The sequence below is a fragment of the Streptomyces sp. NPDC051218 genome (assembly GCF_044455475.1).
Lineage (GTDB): Bacteria > Actinomycetota > Actinomycetes > Streptomycetales > Streptomycetaceae > Streptomyces.
Genome location: NZ_JBITEU010000003.1, coordinates 503,493 through 519,917, shown reverse-complemented (window position 1 = coordinate 519,917; position 16,425 = coordinate 503,493). Strand labels below are relative to the sequence as shown.

Annotated in this window: 11 protein-coding genes; 10 read left to right on the top strand and 1 reads right to left on the bottom strand. The window is 70.0% G+C overall.

Annotated features, from left to right (window positions below; all coding sequences use genetic code 11):
• Positions 1–75: 75 nt before the first annotated feature.
• The 7 genes from ACIBCK_RS13260 to ACIBCK_RS13230 all read left to right on the top strand — a co-directional run bounded on the left by ACIBCK_RS13260 (position 76) and on the right by ACIBCK_RS13230 (position 11,153).
• The gene (locus ACIBCK_RS13260; protein ID WP_399389647.1) at positions 76–1,491 is read left to right on the top strand and encodes a DUF4192 domain-containing protein; all 1,416 of its coding nucleotides are present in this window, start codon (positions 76–78) and stop codon (positions 1,489–1,491) included.
• A 423-nt stretch (positions 1,492–1,914) separates the two neighbouring features.
• A complete protein-coding gene (locus ACIBCK_RS13255) occupies positions 1,915–3,819 on the top strand; it encodes a glycogen debranching N-terminal domain-containing protein (RefSeq protein ID WP_399389788.1) in 1,905 nt (634 codons plus the stop codon).
• A gap of 270 nt (positions 3,820–4,089) precedes the next feature.
• A complete protein-coding gene (locus tag ACIBCK_RS13250) occupies positions 4,090–4,851 on the top strand; it encodes an NUDIX domain-containing protein (protein ID WP_399389646.1) in 762 nt (253 codons plus the stop codon).
• Positions 4,852–5,147: 296 nt separating this feature from the next.
• Positions 5,148–7,109, top strand: coding sequence for an ATP-binding cassette domain-containing protein (locus tag ACIBCK_RS13245; RefSeq protein WP_399389644.1), 1,962 nt, complete (start codon positions 5,148–5,150; stop codon positions 7,107–7,109).
• 161 nt (positions 7,110–7,270) lie between these two features.
• A complete protein-coding gene (locus ACIBCK_RS13240) occupies positions 7,271–8,158 on the top strand; it encodes a FadR/GntR family transcriptional regulator (protein ID WP_399389642.1) in 888 nt (295 codons plus the stop codon).
• A gap of 419 nt (positions 8,159–8,577) precedes the next feature.
• Positions 8,578–10,122: an RNA polymerase sigma factor gene (locus ACIBCK_RS13235; RefSeq protein WP_367045505.1), complete on the top strand. Its 1,545-nt coding sequence runs from the start codon at positions 8,578–8,580 to the stop codon at positions 10,120–10,122.
• 200 nt (positions 10,123–10,322) lie between these two features.
• Entirely contained in the window at positions 10,323–11,153 is an 831-nt protein-coding gene (locus tag ACIBCK_RS13230) for a serine protease (RefSeq protein ID WP_399389641.1), read from the top strand.
• A gap of 169 nt (positions 11,154–11,322) precedes the next feature.
• Here the strand turns inward: ACIBCK_RS13230 and ACIBCK_RS13225 are convergent, their stop codons facing one another.
• Positions 11,323–11,550 carry a hypothetical protein gene (locus tag ACIBCK_RS13225; RefSeq protein WP_351173659.1) on the bottom strand — a complete coding sequence of 76 codons (228 nt, stop codon included), beginning with the start codon at positions 11,548–11,550 and terminating at the stop codon, positions 11,323–11,325.
• A 441-nt stretch (positions 11,551–11,991) separates the two neighbouring features.
• Here ACIBCK_RS13225 and ACIBCK_RS13220 point away from each other — a divergent pair, with 441 nt between their 5' ends.
• The 3 genes from ACIBCK_RS13220 to ACIBCK_RS13210 all read left to right on the top strand — a co-directional run bounded on the left by ACIBCK_RS13220 (position 11,992) and on the right by ACIBCK_RS13210 (position 16,391).
• Positions 11,992–14,115, top strand: coding sequence for a type IIA DNA topoisomerase subunit B (locus tag ACIBCK_RS13220; RefSeq protein ID WP_399389639.1), 2,124 nt, complete (start codon positions 11,992–11,994; stop codon positions 14,113–14,115).
• Positions 14,116–14,259: 144 nt separating this feature from the next.
• Complete coding sequence (locus ACIBCK_RS13215; protein ID WP_399389637.1) at positions 14,260–14,802, top strand: DUF485 domain-containing protein; 543 nt, start codon at positions 14,260–14,262, stop codon at positions 14,800–14,802.
• Positions 14,799–16,391, top strand: coding sequence for a cation acetate symporter (locus ACIBCK_RS13210; protein WP_399389635.1), 1,593 nt, complete (start codon positions 14,799–14,801; stop codon positions 16,389–16,391). Before ACIBCK_RS13215 ends, ACIBCK_RS13210 begins: the two co-directional genes overlap by 4 nt.
• Positions 16,392–16,425: the final 34 nt, after the last annotated feature.

Genomic DNA, 16,425 nt, shown 5'->3' with positions numbered 1-16,425 from the left:
AACTCTTGGCGTGCTCCTGACCGCAGTTATCCACAGGGCAAACCGGAATTTGGTGATCTGCGGGAGAGTCGGCGCATGGCGAATCACAGCGAACAAAACGACCCGATCGAATCGACCGACTCGCACCACGCGACCAGCTCCACCCGCTCGACCGATTCCACTCACCCGACCAACTCCACCCACGCGATGAGCCCTGTCGACGAGACGATGGTCACCTTGCGCACCCCGGCCGAACTGGCGGACGCGCTGCCGTACTTGCTCGGGTTCAAGCCCGAGGAGAGCGTCGTCCTCATCGCCCTGCACGGCGAGCACGGCAGGTTCGGTGGGCGGGTGCGCCTCGGTATTCCTGGCCGCGAGGAGGACTGGCCGCCCATCGCCGAGCAGCTCGCGCAGTGCCTGGTGGGCGGGTGCGAGCGGCGCGGCGCCCGGCCCGACGGCATCGTCGCGTTCCTGTGCGCGGAACCGGTCGGCGCCGAATCCGGTCGGCAGGTCATGGAGCGCCTACGACCGCTGGCGCAGGTGATCCGCACTGCCTGCGGAAGCCTCGACGTCCCCGTGTTCGAGGTCGTGTGCATCTCCGCGGGCAGCTTTTGGACCTACTGCTGTCCGAACAAGCAGTGCTGCCCGCCGGAGGGCGTGCCCCTGCTGCGCCCCGGTACATCGGTCCTGGCCGCTGCCACGGCCTACGCCGGCGTCCAAGTGGGCGTCACAGCAAGGGAGATGAGGGCGCGCCTGACTCCATGGGAATCCGCCGCCGCGGTGGACCAGGAGGCCGCACTCGACGCGGCGGGCATGGCGATCGTCCACCGAATCCTTGAGAAGGACGGGCACACCGGGGTCGCCGCTGACACGCTCGACCTGGCCCGCAGGATCATGGCACGCATGGTTTCCGCACCGGCGGTCAGCGACAGGCTGGAGGCGGACCTCCAGGACGACGACCTCCTCGCGCACGACGAGGCCGCGGCGCTGATCCTCGGTCTCCAGGACCGAACGACGCGCGATCGGGCCGCCGAGTGGATGGAAGGCGACGCCGGAGCACCGGCCCTACGCCTCTGGAGGGCCCTGGCCCGTCGCTGCGTCGGCGCCTACGCGGAGCACGCCGCGGCGCCACTGTCGCTCGCGGGCTGGGTGGCATGGTCCCTCGGTGACACCACGGAGGGGCAGGAAGCCCTGGACATGGCGCTGTGTGCCGATCCGAGTTACACCTTCGCGCAACTACTGCACCATGCCTGCACCGGAGATCTGGATCCCGAGCCGATCCGCCGCTGCCTGCGCAGGGAGGGAACCGACCGTGGGGTGAAGGGGGTCCAGACCGAACTGCCCCTCTCCGCGGAGCCCTCGGATCCGGTGGATGAGCCGGTGGGCGTCGCCCGACGCCGCCGCCCCGCACGCCCGAAGAACGGCCCTGGCGCACGGGCCACCGACAGGCCGAACACAGGGCCGCAGAACCGCCGTCACACCATCCGGCGCACAGCAAGGAATGACACGTGATCGAGCGACACGTGAACAAAGGACACCTGAACGCGGGCGGTCAGCGCTGGGGGACGAGGGTCAGGCGGGGGCCGTCCGGGCTGCGGTGCGTGGAGGGCTGGGGCCGGGCGGGTGGCTTTCCCTGCTGTAGGCGTGACTCGGGGCGGGACGGGTCCGTTCACCTGAGTGGCGGTATCTGCGCCTGGGAGAACACCCGCGCCCGGGTCGATCCGCCGCCGTACGACCTCCGACTCCCCGTAGCGCGGACAGCGCAGAAGAGGCCACCTCATGCCCCTGCCCGCCCCGTCCTCCGTCTCCGGCAGAGAGGGACCCCAGAGGCCCGCGCCGGGCTCACCGCCCCTTCCCGGCGGACCCACGCAGGCTCACACGTCACGTCGCCTCGCGCAGTTGCCGCCGGCACACGCCACGCTGATCTGTGTCGCCATGCCCGCTCTCGCGATCTCGACGGACCAGGGGCAGTTGACCGGCCTCGGACTCGAGGGGTTCTACCGCGCGGGGCGCAGGCTGCTGTCCCGCTGTCAGCTACGAGTGGCGGGCCGCGAGCCGATCGCCGTGCAGGCAAGGATGGTCGCGGCCGACCAGGCCCGGTTCGTGGCGACGCTGCGCCCCTCCGCGGACGGCGGCCCGGACCCGGACGTGATCGTGGAGCGCACCCGGTACGCCGACGGTACGGAGCGGATCACCCTGCGCAGTGCCGCCGTCCGGCACCGGCGGCTGCCCGTGGAGGTCTCGCTCGGCACGGATCTGGCCGAGCTCGGAGCGGTCGCCTCCGGCAACACCGGCCCCGAACTGCCGGCCAGTGTCCACGACTCCGGAATGCGCTGGTCCTCGCCGGCGGGCACGTGTGTGGTCACCGCACACCCGGCGCCCGCGGACGCGCTGGCCTCGGCGGGGCTGTTGCGCTGGGAGGTGGAACTGCCGCCGGGCGGCACGTGGATCCTGGAACTGCGGGTGCGCCCCGAGGGCGCGGGCCCGGTCAGAGCGTTCGGGCACGGGGCATCGCACGCCCTCGCCACGGCGCGGGCCGCGGGCGACGATGCCAGGGCCCGAGCGCTGCTGGACCGATCCGTGGAGGATCTTCAGGCGTTGCTGCTGCGGGACCCCGCGCATCCCACCGACGTACACCTGGCCGCGGGGGCGCCATGGCGCTGCGGGCTCGCTCCGGCCGAGGCGTTGGCTGCCGCTCGGATGGCCTTGCCGCTCGGCACCAGGATCGCCGCGGGGACGCTGCGTACGCTGGCCCGCCGCCAACTCACGGGCAAGGGGCTGCGGGTGGGCATGATCCCAGGGCCGCTGCGGAACGCGGGCCCGCATCTTCCGCCAGGCTGCACCGGGGTCGAGGCGACGCTGCTCTTCCCGGTGCTGCTGGCGGAGGCATGGCGCTGGGGGCTGGCGGCGCAGGAGACGGAGGAGTTGCTGCCGGCGGCCGAGCGTTGCCTACGGTGGCTGCTCGCCGCGGCGGGCGAAGGAGGGCGCCTGCCGGACCCGTATCCGGGTGGGCCCGCGCGTTGCGAGACCCAGGCCCATGCCCACCGGGCGGCGGTGCTCGGCGCCGACCTGCTCGACGCGCACGGTCGTCCGGGCGGTGCCGAGCTGCGGCAGTGGGCGGAGCGGCTGAGGGACACGTTCCGGGAGGACTTCTGGGTGGAGGACAGGGCGGGTGGCAGGCCCGCCGCGGCCTGTCTGGCCGACGGCCGCCCAGTGCCCCTCCTCACCGGAGGAGCCGCGCACCTCCTGGACACGGGTCTGCTCCGGGCGGGCGTGCTCGCGCCAGGACTGCTGGACAAGGTGCGCACCGAGCAGCTCGCCCGGCTTCTGGGCGGGCCCGCCATGGACTCGGGATGGGGGCTGCGGAGCCTGGGCGTCAAGGAAGCCGCGTACAACCCTTTCGGACATCGCGGCGGGGCGGTCCGTGTCCATGAGAGCGCGGTCGCCGTCGCGGGTCTGGCCGCCGCGGGCTATGAGAAGGAGGCGAGCGCGCTGCTGCGGGGAGTGATGGCGGCGGCCGAGTCGTTCGGCTGTCGGCTGCCTGAGATGTATGCGGGGGAGCAGCGCACGGAGGGCGGCGCGCCGTTGCCGCACCCCGCTGCCTGCCGCCCGGCGGCCACCGCGGCGGCTGCTGGGGTGCACCTCCTCACGGCGCTCGCCGGGATCCGGCCCGACGCCCCGTCGGGCACGGTCACGCTGCGCCCCGTCCGCAGCGCGCCCCTGGGGGAGCTGGAGCTGACGGCGCTGCGTGTCGCGGGCGCCCCGTTCTCCGTGCGCGTCAGCAGACTCGGCCTTGCCATGGTCGAGGAGGCGGCCGAGGGACTGCAGCTGGGAGTGTGACCGACGGGGATACGTACGTAGAAGGGGCACGTAGATAGGCCACGTAGAAAGGCAGCGGAGGGGGTCCGGGGAGGAGGGACTTACGGAGGAAGGGCCGGCGGAGGACGGGCCTGTGGTGGGTGTGGCTCGTCTGTGGTGGGCGTGGCCGGGCGTGGCCTGAAGACGGCATGGCCCAATGTGGCCTGAAGACGGCGTGGGGCCCACGGAATCCGGCCGGGATCGGATGCTGGAGGAGCTGTTTATCGTCAGGCAGACGACTATGATCGCGGCATGTCGCCCTACGACCCGTCGGCCTTCCCGCCCTTCGCTGTCACCGTCGATCTGGTCGTGTTGACCGTGCGTCGCCACGCGCTCTGCGCACTCGCCGTACGCAGGGGCGAGTCGCCGTTCCAGGGGCGTTGGGCGCTCCCCGGTGGATTCGTGCGTGACGACGAGGACTTGTCGGCGGCGGCCGCGCGGGAGCTGGTCGAGGAGACGGGGCTGTGCGCCCACGAGCCGGACTCTCCGGCTCAGGCGAACGGCGCGCACCTGGAGCAGCTCGCCACATACGGCGATCCCAAGCGCGATCCGCGGATGCGGGTCGTCAGCGTCGCCCATCTCGCGCTGGCCCCTGACCTCCCCGCGCCGCGGGCCGGCGGTGACGCGAACAGCGCGCGCTGGGCGCCGATCGAGGCGCTGCTCAACCAAGGCGGTTACGGCCGGGAGGGCGAGCAGGCGGCGCCGCTCGCCTTCGATCACGCACAGATCCTGGCGGACGGTGTGGAGCGCGCCCGCTCGAAGATCGAGTACTCCTCGTTGGCGACGGCCTTCTGCCCGCCCGAGTTCACCGTCGGTGAGTTGCGCCGCGTGTACGAGGCCGTATGGGGCGTCGTGCTCGACCCGCGCAACTTTCATCGCAAGGTGACCGGCACGCCGGGCTTCCTCGTCCCCACCGGCGGCACCACAACCCGCCAGGGCGGCCGCCCGGCCCAGCTCTTCCGTGCGGGCGGTGCGACGCTGCTCAACCCGCCCATGCTGCGCCCCGAGGTCTGAGCCTCGCGCACCACGGGCCGCCGCGCCGATCTCCTCCCGCCCGTTGCCTCAGTCGGGCGCCGATCTCCTGCCGCCCGTCACCTTCAGTCGGGCGCCGCTCGCCGTTCACATGGCGCCTGTCGGCTTGAGCGCTTGGTGGGCACCCCCGGCCCATGATGGACACCCGCGGCCCACGCCCTGCCCGAAATGCCGGTTGTATCGCGTTATCTTGCTGAAGTACCCACGGGGTTCGTCCGTCCCCGACCCGGCGGACGAACCCTGGCCGCCGAGCGGTCGCACATCCTGCGAGAGAAGCGATGATCCAGGCCATCGGACTGACAAGCAATCCCCGCCAGGAGTTGCCGCCCGCCGTCGACGACGTGTCCTTCGAGGCGCGAACAGGCCGTGTCACGGCACTGCTCGGCGCGCAGGGCGCGGGCAAGACGACGGCGCTCAGGCTCATGCTCGAAATCCAACAGGGCCGAGGAGTCACCTACTTCAGAGGGCGTCCGCTCCACCGCATCACCCATCCGTCACGTGAGGTGGGTGTCCTTCTGGGTGAGGTCCCCGGCCACCCCGGCCGCACGGTCCGCGGCCAGCTGCGCATGCTGTGCGCGGCCGCCGGTGTGCCCGTCCAGCGCGCCGACGACGTACTCGAAGTCGTCGGTCTCGTCAGCCTTCGGGATCAGCGTCTTGGCACGCTCTCGCGTGGCATGGACCGCCGTCTCGGCCTGGCCTGCGCGCTGCTCTCCGACCCGCACACACTCGTCCTGGACGGACCCGCCGACGGGCTCTCGGCCCGGGAAGCCGGCTGGCTGCACGGGATTCTGCGCGCGCACGCCGCCCAGGGCGGGACTGTCCTGTTCTCCACGGCCGATCCCAAGGAGGCCGCGCGGATCGCCGACCGCGTCGTCACGCTGGACGAGGGCCGGCTGGTGGCCGACCAGGAAGCCGGGGACTTCGCTCGCACCCGGCTGCGCCCCCGGGTCGCGGTGCGCAGTCCGCATGCGGCTCGGCTCGGGGTGCTGCTGTCCAAGGAGGCCCGGGCCGGGCAACGCTCCATCGAGGTCGTGCAGGAGGACGGCAACCGGCTCTCGGTGTACGGCAGCAACTGTGCCGACATCGGAGAGACGGCCTTCCGCCACGGAATCCTCGTCCACCAACTCGCCGACGAGATCGGTGACGCGGGGCCTGCGGCTGAGCCTGCCGCGCCGGACATCAAGCCCGAACCTGAGCCTGCCCCGACCCCCGAGCCAGCCGCTGAAGCCGGAACCGCAGCCTCCGACGAGGCGACGGCAGAGGCAGAGGCGCCAGTCGACACACTTTCCGACGCCGAGACTTCATTCGAGTCCGAGACCACCCCCGCACCCAAGAACCTCGTCCCGCTCGCCCCCCTAGCCCCCACGGACCCGGCAGCCACCCCTGCCACCGCCCTCACCACCGCCCGCATCCAGCAGCCCCCCGTACCGCCGCCGTCCCCCCTGCCGCCCCCCATCTCCGTCCGACACGCCCGCAGCCCCCTGCGCCCCCTGCGCTACGAACTGCGCCGTGCAGCCGGTGTCAGTACCGGCTACCTCACCACGGCCGTAGTGCTCGCCGTCTCCGCCGTTCTGTGCGTCTTCCTCGCCAGGAGTGGACACACGCCGCAGCCTTACCTGCTGGCCGCCTGGCCCCAGGAACTCCCCTTGCCGCCCGCGGCGCTTGGCGCCGGACTGCTCGGCGCTCTCGCCTTCGGTGAGGAATTCCGCCACCCCGCCCTGGCAGCTGACCGGGGCACCGTCCCCCGCCGCTTGGGGCTGCTCAGCGCGAAGTTGATCGTCTCGGCCGCCACCGCTCTCCTGCTGAGCCTGCTCGTCGTCGTCTCCGACGCCGCGCTCCTCCACCTGGTATACGGCGAAGAGATCGTGGAAGTTCCCGTCGACTGGCTTTCGATGGGCGCGAGTTGGTTCGCTCTGGTTGCGGGCTGCGCCTGGGCGGGGGTGCTCGCCGGCGGAGTCTTCCGGTCGACCACGGCCGGCCTCGCCGCTGTTCTCGCGGTGCCCATCGTCGTCGTACCGCTCGTACAAAAGGCCTTGGAGGGACCGTCTGTGCGATCGGCGGCCGGGCTCCCGGGGAGGCTGCGCGACCTCGCGCTGGTGCAGTGGCCGTTCGGTGTCGAGCGATATCTGGCCGGCGGCGTCCGCATGGTCGTCCAACCTGTGGGCAGCGCACTGATGTTGTCGCTGACCACGCTGCTCTGCGCATATCTGCTCACAGGGATGCGGAACAGGGTCCGATAGCGACTGTCCTTCGCTTCCGTTTCCGTGCTGCGCACAACTCCCCGGAGAACGCCCATTTCTTTCCGATAAGGCGTCAATTGCGGCGGGGTAAGCGATCACCCTTTCGTGTGCTTTTCACCAAAGACCTCAAGGGACTTGGGGGCCACGCCGACAAAGGTTCCGTGAGTACCCTTGCGCACACCATGATGACCGCCGCCCGCTCCGCAGACTCCGGCCTGGCCGGACCGGGCGATCTCGACCGCTACCCCTACGCCGAGGCCCCGGGTGCCGACCGCGTCGTCGCGCCCTCGTGGGACAGCGCCGACCATGACCTCGGCCGCGTCGGACGACGCACCGCCGGCAGCCGCGGCCGTGGGCTGCACGGCCAACTCGTCCAGCAACTCGGCCAGATGATCGTCTCCGGCGACCTGGGAGCCGACCGCCCGCTGGTCCCCGAGGAGATCGGCCAGCGTTTCGAGGTCTCCCGCACCGTCGTCCGGGAATCGCTGCGCGTCCTCGAGGCCAAGGGCCTGGTCAGCGCCAGGCCCAACGTCGGCACGCGCGTGCGGCCCGTCAGCGACTGGAACCTGCTGGACCCGGACATCATCGAGTGGCGCGCGTTCGGGCCGCAGCGCGACGACCAGCGCCGCGAACTCAGCGAGCTGCGCTGGACGATCGAGCCCCTCGCCGCCCGGCTCGCCGCGGGCCACGGCCGCGAGGAGGTGCAGCAGCGCCTCGCCGACATGGTCGAGATCATGGGCCACGCCCTGAGTCAGGGCGACGGGATCACCTTCTCCCGTGCGGACGCGGAGTTCCACTCGCTGCTCATCCAGCTCGCGAGCAACCGCATGCTGGAGCACCTGTCGGGCATCGTCTCGGCCGCGCTCCAGGTCTCGGGCGGCCCGGTCACCGGCTGCGACCGGCCCACCGAGGCGTCCTTGGTGCACCACTCGCGGATCGTCGACGCCCTCGGGGCGGGCGACGGACCCGGCGCCGAGGCCGCCATGCGTCAGTTGCTCACGGTCCACCCGGAGGGGGAGCGCGTCGTGCCCGCCCCTCGCGAGCACTGACGGCCGGGTCTGCGTCCGTACGGCCGGCTCATGCGCCTCGCGGCTCGACCTCTTCACTCCGTTGGCGCGGTGGCGTCGCCGGGTCTCTGCGGGTTCCTCGGGGATCCGGCAGAGACCCGGCGACGCGGTCGTTGCTGTCCGGAGGGCCGTCAGAGCTCGGGTCTGGACACCTCTGACCGTATCTGGCCGCTTTTGAGCGCTTACGCGGTGTGACTCGGGCCACGTAGATTGGGCGTAACGCTCCTCGGGGCAGCGCGATGACCTAAGAGGTGATAGCCGAGGAGGGAATACAGCAGTCGTTCGCGACGCTGTGTAGCTCCCCGGCCCCGCCTGCGCCGTCGGCCCATCCCCAGTCGTCGGTCGTCGGTCCTGGTCCACAATGGACGGGGCCGGAAGCCGTTTTCCAACGTTCCGAGAGGTTGTTCGTGTCGGCCAGCACATCCCGTACGCTCCCGCCGGAGATCGCCGAATCCGTCTCTGTCATGGCGCTCATCGAGCGGGGAAAGGCTGATGGGCAGATCGCCGGCGATGACGTGCGTCGTGCCTTCGAAGCTGACCAGATTCCGGCCACTCAGTGGAAGAACGTTCTGCGCAGCCTCAACCAGATCCTCGAGGAAGAGGGTGTGACGCTGATGGTCAGTGCCGCGGAGCCGAAACGCCCCCGCAAGAGCGTCGCAGCAAAGAGCCCGGCCAAGCGCACCGCGACCAAGACGGTCGCGGCCAAGGCGGCCACGGCCAAGCAGGCCACCGCGACCGCCGCCCCCGAGGCGTCGGCCGTGGATGACGCTGCCGAGGACGCGCCCGCGAAGAAGGTCGCTGCCAAGAAGACGACGGCGAAGAAGGCCGTCGCCAAGAAGACCGTCGCCAAGAAGGCGACGGCCAAGAAGAGTGCGTCCAAGCAGGACGACGAGATCCTGGACGACGAAGCCACCGAGGAGACGCCCGCCAAGGGCAAGCCCGGTGAGGGTGAGCCCGCGGAAGAGGGCGCCCAGGGCTTCGTGCTGTCCGACGAGGACGAGGACGACGCCCCGGCCCAGCAGGTCGCCGCGGCCGGTGCCACCGCCGACCCCGTCAAGGACTACCTGAAGCAGATCGGCAAGGTCCCGCTGCTCAACGCCGAGCAGGAGGTCGAGCTCGCCAAGCGCATCGAGGCCGGCCTGTTCGCCGAGGACAAGCTGGCGAACGCCGACAAGCTCGCCCCGAAGCTCAAGCGCGAGCTGGAGATCATCGCCGAGGACGGGCGCCGCGCCAAGAACCACCTCCTGGAGGCCAACCTCCGTCTGGTGGTCTCGCTGGCCAAGCGCTACACCGGCCGCGGCATGCTCTTCCTGGACCTCATCCAGGAGGGCAACCTCGGTCTGATCCGAGCGGTCGAGAAGTTCGACTACACCAAGGGCTACAAGTTCTCCACGTACGCCACCTGGTGGATCCGTCAGGCGATCACCCGCGCCATGGCCGACCAGGCCCGCACCATCCGTATCCCGGTGCACATGGTCGAGGTCATCAACAAGCTCGCGCGCGTGCAGCGTCAGATGCTCCAGGACCTGGGCCGTGAGCCCACCCCGGAGGAGCTGGCCAAGGAACTCGACATGACCCCGGAGAAGGTCATCGAGGTCCAGAAGTACGGCCGTGAGCCGATCTCCCTCCACACCCCTCTGGGTGAGGACGGCGACAGCGAGTTCGGTGACCTCATCGAGGACTCCGAGGCGGTCGTTCCGGCCGACGCGGTCAGCTTCACGCTCCTTCAGGAGCAGCTGCACTCGGTGCTCGACACGCTGTCCGAGCGTGAGGCGGGCGTGGTCTCCATGCGCTTCGGTCTCACGGACGGCCAGCCGAAGACGCTCGACGAGATCGGCAAGGTCTACGGGGTGACGCGTGAGCGCATCCGTCAGATCGAGTCGAAGACGATGTCGAAGCTGCGTCACCCGTCGCGTTCGCAGGTCCTGCGCGACTACCTCGACTAGTCACAGAGCTTCACGACTGGTCAACAGCGCTCCACAAGGAAGACCCGAGGCCTCACGCGAGGCCTCGGGTCTTCTGCTTGCCCAACGGGACCGCTTTTCCGATGGGTCCGCGCCGCCGCGGACGCGCGTGGCGAGGGTGCGGGGTGTGCCGCGCTGGATCACTGTGGGTGTTTCACGGGAACCCAGAGTGAGGAGTTCGCATGCCTCGTCCTTTCGCCCGCACCTTCACGGCGGCGTTGGCCCTTGTCGCCCCGGTGGCAGCGCTGCCGCTGGCCTCGGCGGCCCCCGCGGCGGCCGACAGCATCGTCATCGGGGGGAGTCCGGTCCGGGTGGCCGACAGCCCCTGGGTGGTGGCGCTGTCCAGCCGTGACCGGTTCGGGGGTACGCGTTCGGGACAGTTCTGCGGAGGCGTGGTGGTCGGACGCTCGACGGTCCTCACCGCGGCGCACTGTCTGGGAAAGGAAGTCCTCGGAGTACGGCTGAGCGAGATGAGTGATCTGAAGGTGGTCGCCGGCCGGGACGACCTGGGCACGGCGGAGGGTCGCGAGATCCCGGTGCGCGACGCCTCGGCCAATCCGGAGTACGACAGCTACTCGAACCGCGGCGACGTCGCGGTGCTGTCGCTGGCCAGCCCCCTGCCACAGGGATACGTGATCCCCATGGCCGCTGCGGGCGATCAGGCGTACGAACCCGGCACGCGCGCGACGGTCTACGGGTGGGGTGACACAACGGGATCGGGCGCTTACGCGGAGACGCTGCACTCCGCGCATGTGCGGGTACTGCCCGACTCGAAGTGCAAAGAGGCGTACCCGGGTAGTTCTGACGGAACGTACACGTCCGCATCCATGCTGTGTGCGGGGGAACTTGAGGGTGGGCGTGACGCCTGCCAGGGGGACAGTGGCGGCCCGCTTGTCGCACGCGGGCGGCTGATCGGCCTGGTCTCGTGGGGCAGCGGCTGCGGGCGGGCCGGTAGTCCGGGGGTCTATACGCGGATCTCGGGCGTCGCGCGGCAGATGTCGCTGCGGGGCTGAAAATACGGGAGCTGTCCGCGCGGCGAGTGTGGAGTGCCGCGAGGGGCCGCCGAGGAGGCGCCTGAACGCCCCTGTGACGCGAGCGGGCGGCCGACCCTGGGGTTGGCAGGGTCGGCCGCCCGTTTACCGGCCTGGTGAGCGCCGGATGGCTCGTCGTGGGTGCGAGGTGTCAGCGATCCTCGTCAGTGGTCTCCGGGACGGCCGTCAGCCGCTCCGTCTCGTCCTGTATCTCAGCGGCGATCTTCTTGAGTTCCGGCTCGAACTTGCGGCCGTGGTGGGCGCAGAAGAGCAGTTCACCGCCGCTCAACAGGACGACGCGCAGGTATGCCTGGGCGCCGCAGCGGTCGCAGCGATCAGCGGCCGTCAGGGGGCTCGCGGGGGTCAGAACAGTAGTCACGTCGCCTCTTCTCTAGCTCGACGAGCTGTCGTACCAGGGTCAACATCCAACCAGGCCGAAAACGTTCCCGCTCGTGGCTTTTCCTCGAAGTTTTTTCCGAGGTGGCTGTCTGCTGCCGGTTGGCGGCGAATGTGCCGTAGTACGTCTCTTACGTGTCGTACGGTTTCGCGCTGTCTGTCAGGTCGGTCGTCCGCCGGCTGGGTTGCCGGTTGTTCATGAGGACGTGCCCGGAGCCTAAATGGTTCATGCCTGGAAGGGAACGTGACGTGCGCTTCACTCCATCGAGGGATCGAACAAGCGTACGGTGCTGGACTAGGGTGAGTTTATGACGAGGGTGGCGTTACAACGGCTCTACCAGGCCTCGGTACCCTCTGAGCGGCAACCGAAGCCGGGGCCTTACCCCAAAGGACCCCTTTTGAAATTCAGCGAGGAGCGAACCGCGTGACCGCCGAGACGTCCGTGCCGTCCACAGCGTTGCTGACCGGAGCAGACCGGGACGGTTCCAACTACACCGCGCGGCACCTGCTCGTCCTGGAGGGGCTCGAAGCCGTTCGCAAGCGTCCGGGCATGTATATCGGGTCGACGGACAGCCGTGGCCTGCTGCACTGCCTCTGGGAGATCATCGACAACTCCGTCGATGAGGCCCTGGGCGGCTACTGCGACCACATCGAAGTCATCCTCCACGACGACGCCTCCGTAGAGGTCCGGGACAATGGCCGAGGCATCCCCGTGGATGTCGAGCCCAAGACCGGCCTCTCCGGAGTCGAGGTCGTCATGACGAAGCTCCACGCGGGCGGCAAGTTCGGCGGTGGCGCCTACGCCGCCTCCGGCGGTCTGCACGGAGTGGGTGCCTCCGTGGTGAATGCCCTGTCCGCGCGCCTCGACGTGGAGGTGGACCTCCACGGGCACACCCATGCCATCAGCTTCCGTCGTGGCGTCCCCGGGGCCTTCGCCAAGCCCGGCCCCGACGCCGACTTCGACTCGTCGGCCAAGCTGCGCAAGGCCAAGAAGATCCCCAAGACGCGCACCGGCACGCGCGTGCGCTACTGGGCCGACCGCCAGATCTTCCTCAAGGACGCCAAGCTCAATCTGGAGACGCTGCACCAGCGTGCCCGCCAGACCGCGTTCCTGGTGCCGGGCCTGACCATCGTCGTGCGCGACGAGTACGGCCTCGGCGAGGGCGGCACCAAGGGCGAGGAGTCCTTCCGCTTCGACGGCGGCATCAGCGAGTTCTGCGAGTACCTTGCCCAGGACAAGGCCGTCTGTGACGTCCTTCGCTTCACCGGGCAGGGCACCTTCAAGGAGACCGTCCCGGTCCTCGACGACCACGGGCAGATGACTCCCGCCGAGGTCACTCGTGAGCTTGCCGTGGACGTCGCGTTGCGCTGGGGCACGGGCTACGACACGACGATGCGGTCCTTCGTCAACATCATCGCCACCCCCAAGGGCGGCACCCACATGACGGGCTTCGAGCGCTCCCTCACCAAGACGATGAACGAGGTGCTGCGCACCCAGAAGGTGCTGCGCGTCGCCGAGGACGACATCGTCAAGGACGACGCCCTGGAGGGGCTCACCGCGGTCGTCACGGTCCGCCTCGCCGAGCCTCAGTTCGAGGGCCAGACCAAGGAGGTGCTCGGCACCTCGGCGGCCAACCGTATCGTCGCCAACGTCATCGCCAAGGAGCTCAAGGCGTTCCTGACGTCCACCAAGCGCGACGCCAAGGCGCAGGCGCGCGCCGTGATGGAGAAGGCCGTCGCCGCGGCCCGCACACGCATCGCGGCCCGGCAGCACAAGGACGCCCAGCGCCGGAAGACGGCCCTGGAGTCCTCCTCGCTGCCCGCGAAGCTGGCCGACTGCCGCAGTGACGACGTGGATCGCAGCGAGCTCTTCATCGTCGAGGGAGACTCGGCGCTCGGCACCGCCAAGCTGGCGCGGAATTCCGAGTTCCAGGCCCTCCTGCCGATCCGCGGCAAGATTCTCAACGTTCAGAAGGCGTCCGTGTCGGACATGCTGAAGAACGCCGAGTGCGGCGCGATCATCCAGGTCATAGGGGCAGGGTCGGGCCGGACCTTCGACATCGACGCGGCGCGCTACGGGAAGATCATTCTTCTCGTCGACGCCGATGTCGACGGCGCGCACATCCGGATTCTGCTGCTCACGCTCTTCCAGCGGTACATGCGCCCGATGGTGGAGGCGGGCCGGGTCTTCGCGGCCGTGCCGCCCCTGCACCGGATCGAGCTGGTGCAGCCGAAGAAGGGCCAGGACAAGTACGTCTACACGTACTCGGACAACGAGCTGCGCGAGACGCTCCTGGAGTACCAGCGCAAGGGGATCCGCTTCAAGGACTCCATCCAGCGCTACAAGGGCCTCGGTGAGATGGACGCCGATCAGCTCGCGGAGACCACCATGGACCCGCGCTACCGCACCCTGCGGCGGGTCAACATCGGCGACCTGGAAGCCGCCGAGCAGGTCTTCGATCTCCTGATGGGCAACGATGTGGCACCCCGCAAGGAATTCATCACGAGCTCCGCGGCGACGCTGGACCGTTCACGCATCGACGCGTAGCGCCCGCGCGGCGCCGGGTGAGGGGGCTTTCCCGAGCTCCTTCACCTAATGGGGTGAAGAGCGGGGAGAGAAGAGTCAGGGATCTCCCGGTTCTGCCCATCCTTGGGCACGCGGCCGAACAAGGCTGCGGACAAGGAGAGTTCGGTGGAGAAGCACGACGGGCGCGATGCGGGGCAGGCGCGGACCGGTGATCCGAGGGATCCCTGGTACGACGCGCTTGCGTCCGGCTGGGGCGAGTTGGACGGCACGGGTGCGCCGGCGCCCGTGGCACCGCCCCGAGCCGCGCCCGAGCGGATCGCGAGCGCGGCCGACATCTACCTGGAGGTCCAGCGCAGCGCTGCCTTCCAGGAGGTGCGCGGCCGGTATCGGCGGTTCGTCGTCCCAGGGGTGGCCCTCTTCCTCACCTGGTACCTCGCGTATGTCGTGACGGCGACCACGGCACCGGGGCTGATGGCGCGGCCCGTCGCAGGCTCCGTGAACGTCGCGATGCTCGCCGGCCTCGGGCAGTTCCTCACGACCTTCCTGCTGACCTGGGCGTACGCCCGGCACGCCCGCCTGAGGAGGGATCACGCGGCGCTCGATCTGCGCTGGTCGGTGTTCGAGCAGAAGCGCGAGCAGGACCAGAAGCGGGAGCGGGAGCGGGACCAGAGGCGGGAGCAGGAGCCGGCCCGGGGGAGCGAGCGATGACCGGGGACCACCAGACGCTCGCGCTGCTGCTGTTCGGCGTGTTCGTCGCCGTCACGCTCGCCATCACGACGTGGGTGAGCCGCAACCGACACGGCTCGGCCGAGGAGTTCTACGCGGGCGGGCGGCTCTTCTCACCCATGGAGAACGGTTTCGCCATCGCGGGCGACTACATGTCGGCAGCCTCCTTCCTCGGCATCTCCGGACTGATCGCGCTCTTCGGGTACGACGGGCTGCTCTACTCGGTGGGCTTCCTCGTCGCCTGGCTCGTCGTGCTGTTCCTCGTGGCCGAACTGGTGCGTAACTGCGGCCGGTTCACGCTCGCCGATGTCGTCGCCGCCCGGATGAGGGAGCGGCCCGTGCGCATCGCGGCGGGAACTTCCTCGGTGACCGTGTCCGTTCTCTATCTGGTGGCGCAGATGGTGGGGGCGGGCTCACTGGTGGCGCTGCTGCTCGGCGGGACGAGCGGGGCGGCGCAGGCCTGGACGGTGATCGGCGTCGGCGCGCTCATGGTCATCTATGTGTCGATGGGAGGGATGCGGGCCACCACCTGGATCCAGATCGTCAAGGCGGTCTTGCTGATGTGCGGCGCGATCGCACTGACCGTGCTCGTTCTGGTGCGTTTCCACGGCGACTTCGACCAGTTGCTGCGGACCGCGGCCGACCGCAGCGGGCACGGCAGTCAGTTCCTCGCGCCCGGCTTGAAGTACGGCGGTGACTGGACCTCGCGCCTGGACTTCATCAGCCTCGGGCTCGCGCTCGTCCTCGGCACGGCCGGGCTGCCACACATCCTCTCCCGCTTCTACACGGTGCCGACGGCGCGAGCCGCCCGCCGCTCCGTCGTCTGGTCCATCGGTCTCATCGGCAGCTTCTACCTGATGACGATCGTGCTCGGCTTCGGTGCCGCCGCGATCGTGGGCTCCGATGCGGTACGGGGGTCGAACGCCGCGGGGAACACGGCAGTTCCGCTGCTCGCGCTCGATCTCGGGGGCGGTGCGGACTCCACTGGCGGAACGGTTCTCTTCGCGATCGTCGCCGCGATCGCCTTCGCCACGATCCTCGCCGTCGTCGCCGGGATCACGCTCGCCTCCTCGGCGTCCGTGGCCCACGACCTGTACGCGTCGCTGCGGCGCAAGCACGCGAAGCCGCGCAGCGAGGTGGCGGTGGCGCGCCTGGCGGCTGCCGGGATCGGGGTGGTCGCGATCGCCCTGGGGCTGCTCGCCCGGGATCTCAACGTGGCGTTCCTGGTGGGTCTCGCCTTCGCGGTCGCCGCGTCCGCGAATCTGCCCGTGCTGCTCTTCTCGCTGTTCTGGCGGAACTTCACCACGCGGGGAGCCGTCTGGTCGGTCTACGGTGGCCTGCTGCCCTCCCTGGTGCTCGTGATGCTGTCACCGGTGGTCTCCGGAGGGCCGAACTCCCTCTTCCCCGGCGTGGACTTCCAGTACTTCCCGCTGGAGAACCCGGGGCTCGTCTCCATCCCGCTGGGCTTCCTCGCCGGATGGCTCGGCACCGTCACATCGCCGGAGCCCGCGGACGAGGCCAAACACGCGGAGACCGAGGTGCGGTCGCTCACCGGGGCGGGAGCGGCGTAACTGCCTTGAACGACGCCAGGGCTACGGCCACGGC

Excerpts from the sequence above, each read along its gene's own strand:
- ACIBCK_RS13260 (WP_399389647.1), top strand. The coding sequence starts at position 76 with ATGGCGAATCACAGCGAACAAAACGACCCGATCGAATCGACCGACTCG.
- ACIBCK_RS13255 (WP_399389788.1), top strand. The coding sequence starts at position 1,915 with ATGCCCGCTCTCGCGATCTCGACGGACCAGGGGCAGTTGACCGGCCTC.
- ACIBCK_RS13250 (WP_399389646.1), top strand. The coding sequence starts at position 4,090 with ATGTCGCCCTACGACCCGTCGGCCTTCCCGCCCTTCGCTGTCACCGTC.
- ACIBCK_RS13245 (WP_399389644.1), top strand. The coding sequence starts at position 5,148 with ATGATCCAGGCCATCGGACTGACAAGCAATCCCCGCCAGGAGTTGCCG.
- ACIBCK_RS13230 (WP_399389641.1), top strand. The coding sequence starts at position 10,323 with ATGCCTCGTCCTTTCGCCCGCACCTTCACGGCGGCGTTGGCCCTTGTC.
- ACIBCK_RS13210 (WP_399389635.1), top strand. The coding sequence starts at position 14,799 with ATGACCGGGGACCACCAGACGCTCGCGCTGCTGCTGTTCGGCGTGTTC.